At 43.5% G+C, this 13,901-nt stretch carries 12 protein-coding genes; 11 read left to right on the forward strand and 1 reads right to left on the reverse strand.

Annotated features, from left to right (window positions below):
* The first annotated feature begins 60 nt into the window (after window positions 1-60).
* From cooS to CEQ75_RS08130, 8 genes are all read left to right on the forward strand, one after another.
* Entirely contained in the window at window positions 61-1,971 is a 1,911-nt protein-coding gene (gene cooS / locus CEQ75_RS08095; RefSeq protein WP_420828392.1) for an anaerobic carbon-monoxide dehydrogenase catalytic subunit, read from the forward strand.
* A gap of 110 nt (window positions 1,972-2,081) precedes the next feature.
* The gene (locus CEQ75_RS08100; RefSeq protein WP_089609880.1) at window positions 2,082-2,444 is read left to right on the forward strand and encodes a CGGC domain-containing protein; all 363 of its coding nucleotides are present in this window, start codon (window positions 2,082-2,084) and stop codon (window positions 2,442-2,444) included.
* A gap of 116 nt (window positions 2,445-2,560) precedes the next feature.
* Window positions 2,561-3,400, forward strand: coding sequence for a fumarate hydratase (locus CEQ75_RS08105; protein WP_089609881.1), 840 nt, complete (start codon window positions 2,561-2,563; stop codon window positions 3,398-3,400).
* A 12-nt stretch (window positions 3,401-3,412) separates the two neighbouring features.
* Window positions 3,413-3,970, forward strand: a complete 558-nt coding sequence (locus CEQ75_RS08110; protein ID WP_089609882.1) for a Fe-S-containing hydro-lyase — start codon at window positions 3,413-3,415, stop codon at window positions 3,968-3,970.
* Between the two features lie 72 nt (window positions 3,971-4,042).
* Window positions 4,043-5,275, forward strand: coding sequence for an NAD(P)-dependent malic enzyme (locus tag CEQ75_RS08115; RefSeq protein WP_089609883.1), 1,233 nt, complete (start codon window positions 4,043-4,045; stop codon window positions 5,273-5,275).
* A 123-nt stretch (window positions 5,276-5,398) separates the two neighbouring features.
* On the forward strand, window positions 5,399-5,695 hold the full coding sequence (locus CEQ75_RS08120) for a hypothetical protein (protein ID WP_089609884.1): 297 nt from the start codon (window positions 5,399-5,401) through the stop codon (window positions 5,693-5,695).
* Window positions 5,696-6,180: 485 nt separating this feature from the next.
* A complete protein-coding gene (locus CEQ75_RS08125) occupies window positions 6,181-6,861 on the forward strand; it encodes an NUDIX hydrolase (RefSeq protein WP_157677378.1) in 681 nt (226 codons plus the stop codon).
* Between the two features lie 4 nt (window positions 6,862-6,865).
* Window positions 6,866-8,056, forward strand: a complete 1,191-nt coding sequence (locus tag CEQ75_RS08130; RefSeq protein ID WP_089609886.1) for an MFS transporter — start codon at window positions 6,866-6,868, stop codon at window positions 8,054-8,056.
* A 50-nt stretch (window positions 8,057-8,106) separates the two neighbouring features.
* On the opposite strand, the gene CEQ75_RS08135 is transcribed toward CEQ75_RS08130, so the two are convergent.
* Window positions 8,107-8,829, reverse strand: a complete 723-nt coding sequence (locus tag CEQ75_RS08135; RefSeq protein WP_089609887.1) for a radical SAM protein — start codon at window positions 8,827-8,829, stop codon at window positions 8,107-8,109.
* A gap of 283 nt (window positions 8,830-9,112) precedes the next feature.
* Between CEQ75_RS08135 and CEQ75_RS08140 the strand changes: the two genes are divergently transcribed.
* Genes CEQ75_RS08140 through brxC form a run of 3 tightly spaced genes read left to right on the forward strand, consistent with a single transcriptional unit; the run spans window position 9,113 to window position 13,896 of the window.
* Window positions 9,113-9,709 carry a DUF1819 family protein gene (locus tag CEQ75_RS08140; protein WP_089609888.1) on the forward strand — a complete coding sequence of 199 codons (597 nt, stop codon included), beginning with the start codon at window positions 9,113-9,115 and terminating at the stop codon, window positions 9,707-9,709.
* Complete coding sequence (locus tag CEQ75_RS08145; protein WP_089609889.1) at window positions 9,710-10,288, forward strand: DUF1788 domain-containing protein; 579 nt, start codon at window positions 9,710-9,712, stop codon at window positions 10,286-10,288.
* A gap of 29 nt (window positions 10,289-10,317) precedes the next feature.
* Window positions 10,318-13,896: a BREX system P-loop protein BrxC gene (gene brxC, locus CEQ75_RS08150; RefSeq protein ID WP_338032010.1), complete on the forward strand. Its 3,579-nt coding sequence runs from the start codon at window positions 10,318-10,320 to the stop codon at window positions 13,894-13,896.
* Window positions 13,897-13,901: the final 5 nt, after the last annotated feature.

Below are 13,901 nucleotides of genomic sequence, written 5' to 3' on the forward strand. Positions count from 1 at the left end.
TGCAAGGGAAAAATCAAGATCCAAATAGTTCGCAATCAAAGGAATAAAGGGGGAGAAACCGTGGATATTGATAGATTAAATCAAAGAAGTACGGACCCGGCGGTTCAGGAGATGATTCAAAAGGCAGAAAAGGATGGGATTGAAACGGTTTGGGATCGTTTTGAAAGTCAAGAACCTCAGTGCGGTTTTGGTAATCTGGGTTTGTGCTGCCGCCATTGTCTCCAGGGGCCATGCCGCATTAATCCCTTTGGTGAGGAACCTAAGGCCGGTATTTGCGGAGCGACCGCAGATACCATGGTGGCCCGGGGTCTCGACCGGGCCATTGCTGCCGGCACTGCCGCCCACTCCGGTCATGCCAAGCATCTGGCCCATACCTTAAAGAAAATGGCTAAAGGAGAGGTCAAGGATTACCGCATTAAAGATGAGGGAAAACTTCTTGGTGTAGCCCAGAGAATGGGCATTGAAACAAAGGAACGGCCAGCTCAGGAGATCGCTTTGGACTTAGCAGAAGCAGCTTTGGCAGATTTCCATGAAAAGGATACCCCGGTGATGTGGGCGGCCACGACGGTAACAGAAAAAAGGGTACAGGTGCTGAAAGACCTGGATCTGGTACCTAAGGGGATTGATCATGAGATTTCGGAGATTATGCACCGTACCCTTTATGGCGTGGATGCGGATCCCTTGAATCTTCTTATGGGCGGTATAAGATGCGCCGTGGCGGATTTGGCCGGCAGTTATATGGGCACGGATTTGTCGGATATCCTGTTTGGCACGCCCACACCGGTGGTTACAGAGGCAAATCTGGGTACTATCAAAGAGGATCAGGTAAATATTGCCGTCCACGGACATAATCCGGTGCTGTCGGATATTTTAGTGACTGTTGCCCGGGAAATGGCAGATGAGGCCGGGGCAGCTGGGGCCAAAGGAGTCAATCTGGTGGGTATTTGCTGTACGGGGAATGAAATCATGATGCGTCACGGTATCCCTTCCTGTACGCATTCCGTCAGTTCGGAAATGGCGCTGATTACCGGTGCGGTGGATGCCATGGTGGTTGATTATCAATGTATTATGCCATCACTAGCAACAGTGGCGGAATGTATGGGCACAACTTTGATCACTACCATGGATATTTGTAAAATTCCCGGAGCCACGCATCTGGAGTTCAAAGAGGAAACGGCGGCAGAGAATGCCCGGGAAGTCATTCGCATCGGCATAAAGAATTTTCAGCGCCGTCAAGGGAAAAAGACCAGTATTCCCACAAAAAAAGAAACGGTGGCGGCTGGTTTCTCCACCGAAGCCATTATTGGTGCTCTGGCTAAATTAGACGGGGAAAATCCTTTAAAACCTTTGGTAGACAATATTGTCTCCGGCAATATCAGAGGGGTATGTTTGTTTGCCGGATGTAATAATGCCAAGGTGCCTCAGGATCATAATTTTATTACTATCGCCAAAAGAATGCTCAGGGAAAATGTTTTGGTGCTGGCCACAGGTTGCGGTGCCGGAGCCTTAATGCGCCATGGTTTTATGGATCCGGCCAATGTGGACCAGCTTTGCGGCGACAAAATTAAAGGGGTGCTGACCGCGATTGGTGAGGCCAATGGCTTGGGCGGTCCTTTGCCTCCCGTATTACACATGGGATCCTGTGTGGATAATTCTCGCCCGGTTGCGGTGGCGGTAGCCGTGGCTAATTATCTGGGGGTAGATACAGATAAATTGCCCGTGGTGGCATCGGCTGCGGAAGCAGTTTCGGAAAAGGCCGTCTCCATTGGTTGTTATGCTGTGGCCGCAGGTCTGCCTACTCATGTAGGGGTGATGCTTCCGGTATTAGGCAGTCCCTTGGTGACCAAAGTGTTGACGGAGAAAATCGGGGATCTTACCGGCGGATATTTTATTGTTGATTTGGATCCTGAATCCGCCGCCGAGAAGTTACTGGCGGCCATTGACGAAAGGCGCATTGGTCTGGGAATCTAAGGAGTTGTCCCTCTTTTTACTATTTGCATCGGATTTCAATCATACTATAATAGAAACGTCGAAAAGGATGAACATCAAAAATAATTAAAATCATTGATCTGAGGTGCAGCATGAAAATTGGAATTTTAGTACGTGAGGAAACGATGCAAAAATGTACAGGCAAGGGCTGTTTAAGTGCTTTTCAGAAAAGAAAGGATTCCTTTGCCCGTTATGATGAGCCTTTGGAGCTTTTGGCTTTTACCCATGTGGGCGGAGAGTTGGAGCATAAAATAACAAGAATGATTAATAATGAGATCTCGGTGGTACATTTATCTTCCTGTCTCAGAACTAAATCACCGGACTATGAGGCTTTGGCCGAGCGCTTGGCTGAGCATTTTGATGTTGTTGGTTACACACATGGTTCAGCTGAGGGGAAGAAGAGAGAGACGATAATGCGCACAAAAAAACCTAAAGTGCAAACATCAGAAGGATAAATGCACCAGAATAAATGCTCTATTTGATGCCAAGAACTATGTTTATGCATGGAGGCCCAATCGCTGTTGTCATCTTGAGGGAGGAACGACCTGTTGGGTAGAAAGGGGGGAGTCTTGTGAAAACAATTGAATACCAAACCATTGTGGATGAGGTAGCCAGGCTCTGTCAGGAAGCGAATTTCTATTTAGGTGAGGATGTTTTAACTGCTTTTAAAAAAGGACTGGAGGAAGAAATATCACCTGCCGGCAAAGATGTATTAAACCAATTAATCCAGAATGCAAATATTGCCCGGACGGAACAAGTGCCCATGTGTCAGGACTGCGGTGTGGCCGTGGTGTTTGTAGAGTTAGGCCAGGATGTTAATATTACCGGCGGTTTTATTAATAATGCCATTACTGAAGGCGTGATCAAGGGATATGGAGAAGGCTATTTAAGAAAATCCATCTGTGACCTTTTAAGCAGAAAAAATACCGGCAACAATGCTCCCGCCATTATTCACACGGAAATGATTCCGGGGGAGGATTTAAAAATTACGGTGGCACCTAAAGGAGGCGGCAGTGAGAATATGAGCGGTATTGCCATGCTGCCTCCTTCCGCCGGAATCGAAGGGGCCAAGAGATTCGTCATTGAAAAAGTAAAGCAGGCAGGGCCTAATCCTTGTCCCCCGATTGTGGTAGGGGTGGGTATGGGCGGGAATTTTGAACTATCTGCTCTTTTAGCGAAAAAGGCTTTATTAAGAACCCTTGGCGAACCCCATCCTTTTGCCGAGGTGGCCGAGATAGAACAAGACCTGCTGGCCAGGATTAATAAGCTGGGCATCGGTCCTGCCGGCCTGGGCGGAAAGGTGACCGCTTTAGGCGTAGCTGTGGAGATGCACCCCTGCCACATTGCCAGTTTACCGGTAGCGGTAAACATCAACTGCCATGCTGCCCGGCATAAAAGTGTAATATTATAGGGAGGGAAGCAGATGACGACACATCATTTAACCACTCCCTTGACGGATGACGATTTAAGCCGGTTGAAAATTGGGGATCTGGTTTATATGAACGGAGTGATTTACACCGGCAGAGATGCAGCTCATAAACGATTAGTCGATTTAATCAATCAAGGGCAGGAACTTCCGGTTGATTTGAAGGGCCAGGTGATTTATTATGTGGGACCGGCTCCGGCAAAACCGGGGCAGGTGATCGGTTCTGCCGGACCCACTACCAGTTACCGGATGGATGCTTATGCTCCGGTATTGATGGAAAAAAAAGGCCTCAAAGGCATGATTGGTAAGGGACTTCGAAATAATGAGGTCAAAGAGGCAATTAAGAAATACCAGGCTGTTTATTTTGGCGCCACGGGAGGCGCCGGCGCCCTTTTGGCCAAATGCATTAAGTCCTCAGAGGTAATCGCATATCCGGAACTGGGACCGGAAGCGATCCGCAGACTGGAGGTGGAGAATCTACCCCTTACTGTGATCAATGATATTTATGGGGGAGATCTCTATGAGGAAGGCGTAAAAAAATACCGGGTTGAGTAAAAGCGGGGGTATTGTTGTATATTAATCAAAAATAATAAAATCATAATCAGAGCATAAGGAAGGGGAAGTTCCATGGATATTTTTCAGGAATCCTTGCAGTTTCATGAAGAGAAAAGAGGCAAGATTGAAGTAGCTCCCTTGGTACCGGTGTCCAATGAAAAAGAACTGAGTCTGGCCTATACCCCTGGAGTCTCAGAACCCTGCATGGTAATCAGCAAGGATGTAAAAGCCGTTAACAAATATACCCGCCGCTGGAATCTGGTAGCGATCGTATCCGATGGCTCTGCTGTTTTGGGCTTGGGGGATATCGGTCCCGAAGCCGGTCTCCCTGTTATGGAAGGAAAAGCTCTTTTATTTAAGGCCTTCGGTGGAGTTGATGCTTTTCCCCTTTGTATTAATACCAAAGATGTAAACGAGATTGTGGAATTTATCAAACGCCTGGAGCCTACCTTTGCCGGGATTAATTTAGAGGATATCTCCGCACCCCGGTGTTTTGAGATCGAGGAGCGTTTAAAGAAAGAAACGAAAATGGCGATTTTTCATGATGACCAGCATGGTACCGCTATTGTTACCATGGCAGGTTTGATTAATGCCTTAAAAATTGTCAATAAAAAAATTGAAGCAATCAAAGTCATCACCTGCGGTGCGGGAGCAGCCGGAATTGCTGTCATTAAGCTTCTCATGAATATGGGGGTTAAAAACGTCATTATGTGTGATCGGCGGGGTGCGATTTATGAGGGACGTCAAGATGACATGAACCCGATCAAAGAGGAAATTGCCCGTATCACCAATCGGGATATGATCAAAGGCTCATTGGCGGATGCATTTGTCGGAGCGGATGTTTTCATCGGCGTTTCCGGGCCTGGTCTCGTTACCAAAGAAATGATTGCTTCCATGAATCCGGGAGCCATTGTCATGGCCATGGCCAATCCCACACCGGAAATCATGCCGGATGAAGCCAAGGAAGCGGGAGCGGCCATTGTGTGCACCGGTCGGTCGGACTATCCCAACCAGGTGAATAATGTCCTGGCTTTTCCCGGTTTATTCCGGGGGGCATTCGATGTGGAGGCTTCCGAAATTAATGAAGCGATGAAGATTGCGGCAGCTTATGCCATTGCCTCCCAAATCTCTCCGGAAGAATTATCACCGGAATATGTCATTCCCAAAGTTTTTAATCCCCATGTGGGGCCTGCCGTGGCCAAAGCTGTGGCAAAAGCTGCCATGACAAGCGGAGTGGCGGGAAAACAGGTGGATCCGGAGTGGGTGGTAAAGCACTGTCAGGAAATGTGCACCATCGTAAAATAACCATCCCCTAATCGGTTACAGATGAGCTACTATTCAGCAAACACGCTGCGGTTCACTCAGGTGCGCCGGGCGTGTTTATTTTCTTAAAGCCATGTATAAATAGCTTTAAGGTATACATGTCACTTGATGGTTTTATTATTATTTATTTTTACATCTGTCTTGGGGATCCATCCCATCGCCAGCGGTACGATCTTGATGACGGCCATTGATCCTGTTTCCAGTGGTTTATCCACCCTTAGTTTTGCCATGCTGATTCTGTGTGGCTGGGGTCTGGGTGTTTCTGTATCACCCGTTTCAGTAACCAATGTGATCACAGCCCATCGCCTGCACAGTGAAACCGGGGTGATCGGCACCATGTGGAATCTACCTTATGCATTGGGGACAGCATTGATGGTAGCAGCCATATTAAGCATCCTTTAAAGAATAAAAAAAAGAGCCTGCATAAGCAGGTTCCTTTTTCCGTGTCAGTTGAGTTAACGTTCTCTATCGGGAAAAACAAGTTAAGAACTTTACGAGTTCGCGTTTAGATCTATGAAGAAGGGATGTATACTTCTCTCCAGCATCCTGGGCTGAATAATCAACCATCACCCAATTGTAGCACGCATAATCTTCAATTCTCATGATAAAATCCTCCTTATGAAAGTTATATAAAAAAATGCTAATGAATATATAAAATTTACCTTGATTACATTATAATTGATTACTCTGGGAATTGCAATATTTACATCATGTTTCAAATATTGTAGTTTGAAAGGCTAATGATAAGAAAAGACTAATATACGTTTTTTTAAAATCGGAATATCGGCAGGGTGATTAGGGATGGAACTTTTCCGTCCCTTCATAGTATAATGAGACTGTTGTGAGTTACAAAAAAGCAAAATTTTTATTATATGCAGGTGAAAAAGGTGAAGCATTGTAATATTGAAGAATTTTCGGAGTTGTTTTCGGAACCTTCGGATATCATGTTTCGGGAACGCTATTTAAACTCAGCGATTTTATTGTTGTTGGTTTTTCGCTGCGGGGAATATCATTTTGTTTTTGAGAAAAGAAGTTCTCAGATCAGGCAGGGGGGCGAAGTATGTTTTCCCGGCGGTCGATTTGATTCGGCTCTTGACCGGAATTTTCAACAGACAGCAATAAGGGAAACCGCAGAGGAATTAGGCATTACAGATGATAAAATTCGGGTAATGGGTAAATTGGGTACGCTGATTACACCCCACAGTGTTTTAGTGGAAGGATTTTTGGGGTTGGCGGAGATTTCTTTTGAGGAGATCATCACGGATCCCCAAGAGGTGGAATATGTATTTTCGGTGCCGGTTTCATTTTTCGAAAAACAGGTGCCGGAAGAGTATCTATTGGATATTACGATTAATCCTTCCCGCATTGATGACAATGGACAAAAGGAGATATTGTTTCCCGCAGAGGAGCTTCAGGTGCCCGGCAAATATCACGGACCCTGGCAAGGTCGTAAACATAAGGTCTTTGTGTATCGTTACCAGGGGGAGGTTATTTGGGGGATTACCGCTGCTTTTGTTTATGGTTTTATCCAAAAATGTCAAGCGCAAAAAAATGCAGAAAGGATCTAAGTAAGTGCAGTATAAAATTCTTTTTCTCTTATTTGCCGGCCATTTAATCACTGACGTGACCCAGGGAATGGTGCCGGCCTTGTTACCTCACTTTATTGCAGAATACGGTTTGAACTATTCCGCAGCTGGGTTTTTAATTCTGGCTCTGACGATTTCCTCATCTATCGTGCAGCCTGTATTTGGCTATTTGGCAGATAAAAAGTCTCTTCCCTGGTTTGTGGCCTTAGGACCTCTGTTGGCGGGGATAGGCATTGCCATTGCCGGGTTGTTTCATCAATACTATATCATTGTAGCGGGAATTTTTATCTGCGGCCTAGGCGTGGCGGCTTTTCATCCGGAAGGAGCCCGCATCGCCGGTAAGGTGGCCGGAGAGAAAAAGGCTTCCGGCATGAGTTTCTTTTCCGTGGGAGGGAATGCCGGTTTTGCTTTAGGCCCCATGGTCACCACGGGACTTATCTTACTCTTGGGTTTAAAAGGTATTTCTTTATATTTGGTTCCGGCTGTGATCATGTCTTTGATTTTATTTCAAGCCGTAGGCAGATTATCCCGGTTTTCGCCTCAAGGAAATCAAAATGGGGAGGAGTTGCGGGCTGATCAGAATAAGCCTGATGAGGATGATGGACTTCATGACGCCTGGGGTGCTTTTGTTTTATTAACCTTGGCCATTATTTGCCGTTCCATCATTCATCAGGGGATGAATACCTTTCTTCCTTCCTATTGGATCGAGGTCTTTCATGCTTCTAAAGAAGGAGCCAGCCTTGCTTTAACCATTATGCTGGGTATGGGTGTATTAGGCAATTTGGCAGGAGGCCGGCTGGGAGATCGTTTTGGTTATCAAAGGACTGTCTTGGTGGCTTTTTTACTGCTCATTCCCCAATTGTTTATTTTCTCAAATTTGACCAATGCTAGCGCAGCCACGATCTTATTAATGACCATTGGTTTTACCGTCTTTGTTTCCTTCAGTCCAATGATTGTCATGGGACAGTTATTTTTGCCCAAGAGGGCGGGCTTTGCCTCAGGGATCACAATCGGGTTAGCGGTCAGTGTCGGCGGTTTTGTTGCCCCCCTTTGGGGTAAACTGGCGGATTTCGCGGGGGTAGCGGCGGTCTTTCATTTTTTGCCTGTTTTTCCCGTTTTGGCGGTTATCTTGATGTATTTTGTACCTAAGCTGCTGGGACAACAGGCTGTGCAATAATAAAAACTTATTCCTTTTACAAGTATGAATAAACCGCCTTTATAGGCGGTTTATTTGCGATTAACGATTTCTACCTGACCCAATTTTTGAGCAATTTCATCTTTGTACTCTTGGGAGACAGGCTTCAGCTCTTCGACGGCTCCCGGGCGATCCAGGGTATTCAGCTGCACTTTTTTGATACCTAATTTTTCGATGGTTTCTTTAAAAAGGGCCAGTTCTTCCTCACTGTCGTTGATCTCAGGAATAATGAAGATCTCCAGCCAAATTTCACCGGAGAAATTTTCCTTTAAATTCTTGATGCCTGAAATAATGGTCTCCGGTGTGATATTGGCAGCCGGGCGGTTCATTTTTTCGAATGCCTGAGTCGATACGCCATCCAGGGAAGGAACGACGAGATCGGCTTTCTGAAGATCATCAATTACCATAGGATCATTGAGCAATGTGGCATTCGTCAGTACGGCCACCTTAAATTGAGGATATTTTTCTTTTAAGAAATTAATGATTTTCCCCAGCCCGCTATGGAGGGTGGGTTCACCGGATCCGGCAAAAGTGATGTAGTCCAGTTCCGGCCCTTTTTTTAAATACTGATCCAAATCATCAATGATTTCCTGAGTAGGCAAGTATTCTTTGCGTTCCAGGGTGAGCAGACTGGTGGCGCCGCATTCGCAATATATACAATCCAGGCTGCAGGTTTTGTGCGGCATCACATCCACACCTAGGGAACGCCCCAAGCGACGGGAACGGACAGGACCATAATGATATCGTTGTTTCATAGAAAAACCTCCTTTGTCTGAGTGCATTTATTCAGTCTTATTTATTATGTGGAGTTATTACCTTATTCTATCATGAAATAGCATAAATCAGGCTAATATTTTGTGATTAAATCATCAGAAATGAATAGAAGACAATCCTGTCCCCTTGTCTGCCGAATTCAGGATGAATATTTAATTGACAAAGTCTATAAAGACTTACCCCTTTCAGGTATTTTGAAGAAAAAGGTGGTATAATATGCATAATAGCAAAAGTGGCCAGTAAGATGGGGTGAATTTTTTAATCATGCAAAATTATAGTACCATACTTAAGACAAGATCTTTTCTGTATCTGGAGCTAAAAAAAGCCGCATCACTTAGATTGCAGGGGATTTCAGGAGAAGAAATCAAGCAGAAGGCACTGGACGAAAACTTATTCTTATTAAAAACAGAAAAACGAATCAAGGAAATTGCTTCAACAATTACTGAAAGGTTAGAGGTTTTAGATCGGCCCTTGCTCCAAAAAATCACAATGGGCAGCTTGGAAACGAGCAAGCAGTTAGCTCTTTATGCTATCTTAAAGACGGACAGGCTGTTTTTTGAATTTATGCAGGAAGTATTCCGGGAGAAGTATCTTCTCAGGGACTATATCATTACAGATAAAGACTTTAATATTTTCTTTCAAAGAAAGGCAGAACAAAGCCAAACGGTGGCTTCATGGACAGATTATACTTATTACAAGCTGCAGCAAGTGTACAAAAGAATCCTAATGGAAGCAGGACTAGCGAAAAAGCAAAAAAAGAATATTGAAATCATCAGGCCGATGGTGGAAAAGGATGTAATTGAACACCTAAAAAATAAAGGTGATGAGATCTACCTGAAAGCCATGTTAGGAGATATATAGATGAGTAATATTTACGAAAGATTAGATAGAATTCTCTCTATTATTATGGACAAAAGGTTTCGGGAGAACAAAGGCTTGGGAAACGAAATCGGTTTTTATATTTTTGATTATGACCCCAGAGATGAGATGGTGGTCCGGGAGCATATGGGGTTTTTAAAGGAAAAAACAAGTGATCATACAAGTGTTAAAATCAAAGAATTTGACCTGTATGAGATTATGTTGGAAATATTGGCTGGGAAGGGCTACCTGGAAAAGGTTTTTGACATGGAGGAAAAGAAAGGGACCTCTCAGATTTTAAAGCCGATAAAAAATACCCTCCGGCTCACCCAGGAGAATGACCTGGTGGTGGCATATATCCGGGAGCGGGTAGAAGACAATGATATCGTTTTTTTAACCGGGGTCGGGAAAATTTGGCCTATTATCCGCTCCCATACCATATTGAACGTCTTGCATGCTGTAATTGACCAGGTGCCTTTAATCATGTTTTATCCCGGTACTTATTCCGGTCAGGAACTGCATCTCTTTGATGATATTTCGGACCAAAACTACTACAGGGCTTTTAAACTGGTAGAAAGATAGAAAGATAGAAAAAGGGGAGGTTATTTTGGATGATGAAGCTAAGGGATATGTTTGCCAAAGAAATTGACAGGGATATCAAGGGTGTAATTAAAATTGGCCAGAATGACGATACAAATGTTTATCAGGAACTGGAGGAATATGTTGTTACTAAAGAGCTGAGTAAGCATTTCAGTACTTTTTTTGATGCTTACAAAGGTAGTATAGATACATATACAGATAAAATGGGTGTCTGGATTTCCGGCTTCTTCGGCAGTGGTAAATCCCACTTTTTAAAGATCTTATCTTATTTATTGTCTAACAAAGAAATTAAGGATAAAAAAGCCATATCCTACTTCGATGATAAAATAAAAGACTCCATAGTGCGTGCCGACATGAAAAAGGCAGGGGATGTCAGTGCCGATGTGATTCTATTTAACATTGATTCCAAATCCGATACTGATTCCAAGACCAGCAAGGAGTCCATTGTCAAAGTATTCAACAAGGTTTTCAATGAAATGCAGGGCTTCTCTAGTTCTTTGCCCTGGCTTGCCGAGTTGGAAGGACAATTGGTTAAAGAAGGTTCTTATGGAGCTTTTAAGGCCAGGTTTCAAGAACTGGAGGGAAACCCCTGGGAGGATAAGAGAGAGGATTTCTATTTTGTAGAGGATAATCTGGTCCAGGCCCTGGCTGATACCACAAAAATGAGCATTGACGCCGCCCGCAACTGGTATCAAAAGGCGGAAGAGAATTATTCTTTAAGTATTGAGAAGTTCGCTAATAAGGTGAAAGAGTATGTGGAATCCAAAGGAAAGGAGCATCGTGTAATTTTCCTGGCGGATGAAATGGGACAGTATATTGGGGACGATGTAGGCTTAATGCTCAACCTACAAACAGTGGTGGAGGATTTAGGCACTTTTTGCGGGGGAAAGGCTTGGGTGATTGTCACCTCACAGCAGGATATTGATTCCATTACCAGGGTAAAAGGCAATGACTTTTCTAAAATTCAAGGCAGGTTTAATACCAGGCTTAGTCTGTCCAGCGCTAACGTGGACGAAGTCATTAACAAGAGAATCCTGGATAAAAAGGAAGTAGCCAAAGATACTTTGAAGCTTCTCTATTTTGAAAAAGAGGCCATTCTAAAAAATCTGATTACTTTTTCCACGGATACTCCGGAAATGAAGACATATAAGACAGTCGAGGACTTTATCCAGGTCTATCCTTTTATTCCCTATCAGTTTAGACTGCTCCAGGCGGTTTTTACGGCCATTCGGCAGCATGGTGCCAGCGGCAAGCACCTTTCCGAAGGAGAACGATCTCTTTTGAGTGCTTTTCAGGAGGCCGCTGTGCAATATGCGGAGCAGGAAGCGGGAGCTCTCATTCCTTTTTCCGCTTTCTACGAAACCATTGAAACCTTCCTGGACCATAACATTCGGGGCGTCTTTATTTATGGGGAAAGCAACGAGAAACTATTGCCCAATGATTTAGAAGTCTTAAAGGTGCTCTTCTTGATTAAATGGGTGAAAATCATGCCCGGTAATTTGGAAAACATCGCCACACTACTGGTCAAGCATATTGATGAGGATAAGATAGAATTGAAGACGGAGATTGAGAAATCCCTGGCGAGACTCCTGAAAGAAACTCTGATTCAGAAAAACGGCAATGAATATATTTTCCTAACGGATGAAGAACAGGATGTAAATAAAGAGATTCAAAATATTTCTATTGATATGGGGGAAATCATTCTCAAAATCGGGGAAGAAATCTATAATGGCATTTATAACGAAAAGAAATTTCGCTACAATGCCCGGTATCATTTTGATTTTAACAAAATCATTGATGATAGATTCTTATCCTTCCAAAAATATGAAATAGGGGTAAAAGTGATTACTCCCTATTTTGATGCCGGGGTGGATCTTTCAGAACATGAATTGAAAATGATGTCTGCCCGAGAAAGGAACCTGATTATTCAGCTGCCTTCAGACACCACCATTATGGAGGAAATGGAAGATATCTTAAAAATCCAAACCTATCTGTTAAGAAAGGGCGGGGTAGCTTCCACTGAGGTGATTGAAGAGATAAAAATCAGAAAATCACGGGAAGTAGGAGAAAGAAAAGACAGAGTAAAAAATCTGCTGATTGAAGGATTAAAGGAAGCAGACTGCTATGTAAACATGCAAAAAATTGAGCTGAAATCAAAAAACCCGGTGGAGAAGATTAACAGTGGGTTGATGGTGCTGATAGACAATATCTATAATAAGCTCTCTTACATTACCGAGTTTCTGGAAAGCACTAAGGATCTCCATGACCTGTTTTTTCGCGAGGACAACCAGATAAAGATTTTTAATGAAAACGAGGATGTGCCCAATAAACTGGCTTTGGGGGAATTAATGGACTTTATTGACCGGAATACTCAAAGGCATATTCCCCTTACTTTAAAAACTATTTTAGATTTATATGCTAAGCCCCCCTATGGCTGGCTGCCTGATGATATCAGAGGCCTGATCATCCGGCTTTTTAAGGCTCAGGAAATAAAAATCCAGTTAGGCAATGATTATCTAAGTAGTGGAGATAAAAACCTGATTCAGTATCTGACCAAGAAGGATTATGCAGACAGACTACTTATCAAAAAAAGAGCAAAAACTCCGGAAAAATATTTAAAAAATGCCCGGGAACTAATTAAAGAGGTCTTTAATTATGCCGCCGTACCTAGTGATGAAGACGGGCTGATGAACCGCTTTAAAGAATTAACTGGCTTCGAGCTGTCGGTGGTGCGGGAGCTTTTAGTGCGCTATGAAAAAAGCAATTATCCGGGGAAAGATGTATTAGACAGAGGCAAAGCCGTTTTTGCAGAAATCCTAGAGATAAAGGATGGGCTGGTATTCTTTGAAAAGCTTTATCAGGTAAAGGATCAGCTCTTGGATTACGAAGAAGCAGTTTTTGATGTGAAGAAATTCTTTGAAAACCAGCGGGAACAGTTTGACCGGGCGATAGAACAGCTGAAGATCTATGAAAAAAATAAGACTTATATATTAGACAGTGAAACTATCCAGATGGTGCTCACGATAGAGAAAATAGTTAAATCCCCGAAACCATATTCAGAAATCGCAAAACTACCCCATTTCATTAATAATTTTAACGAAAGGTTTGTCCGGCTTCTACAGGAAGAGTGCCGGCCGGTGCGCGCCGTTATTGAAAATGATCGGCAAAAGGTAAGGGATGAAGTGTCTCTCTATGATTTTAAAGATGAATTGTCCGGCAAGTTTAACGAAAAATTTCAGGATCTTTTAAATAGATTGGACCATTCTCATAACTTCTATGAGGCCATTGCCATGAAAGAAGAATCTGACCGCTTGAAAATGCGCTGTTTTGAGGAAATCAGGAAATTAAAGGAATTAAAGGAGTTAAAGGATAGGGAAAAGGCAAAAAAGGATGAAAAGCCGGATATCATTGGCGGGGGAAACGATCAGCCTATATATAAGATGCGAAAAACTGTCAATGTGAGCATTGCCCATATCTTCCATGGAGCAAAGACCATCGAAAAAGAGGAAGATATTGAAGAACTCCTTGATTACCTGAGGCATAAGTTGAAAAAAGAACTCAATGAAAATACCATCCTGAAGTTGATCTAAATGAT

Origin of the sequence: Dehalobacterium formicoaceticum, assembly GCF_002224645.1 — a bacterium.
GTDB classification, from domain to species: domain Bacteria; phylum Bacillota; class Dehalobacteriia; order Dehalobacteriales; family Dehalobacteriaceae; genus Dehalobacterium; species Dehalobacterium formicoaceticum.

What these genes read in the sequence shown, in the direction of transcription:
- CEQ75_RS08135 (WP_089609887.1), bottom strand. Translation starts at nt 8,829, where the DNA reads ATGAAACAACGATATCATTATGGTCCTGTCCGTTCCCGTCGCTTGGGG.
- CEQ75_RS08140 (WP_089609888.1), top strand. Translation starts at nt 9,113, where the DNA reads ATGCAAAATTATAGTACCATACTTAAGACAAGATCTTTTCTGTATCTG.
- CEQ75_RS08145 (WP_089609889.1), top strand. Translation starts at nt 9,710, where the DNA reads ATGAGTAATATTTACGAAAGATTAGATAGAATTCTCTCTATTATTATG.
- CEQ75_RS08115 (WP_089609883.1), top strand. Translation starts at nt 4,043, where the DNA reads ATGGATATTTTTCAGGAATCCTTGCAGTTTCATGAAGAGAAAAGAGGC.
- brxC (WP_338032010.1), top strand. Translation starts at nt 10,318, where the DNA reads ATGATGAAGCTAAGGGATATGTTTGCCAAAGAAATTGACAGGGATATC.
- CEQ75_RS08100 (WP_089609880.1), top strand. Translation starts at nt 2,082, where the DNA reads ATGAAAATTGGAATTTTAGTACGTGAGGAAACGATGCAAAAATGTACA.
- CEQ75_RS08110 (WP_089609882.1), top strand. Translation starts at nt 3,413, where the DNA reads ATGACGACACATCATTTAACCACTCCCTTGACGGATGACGATTTAAGC.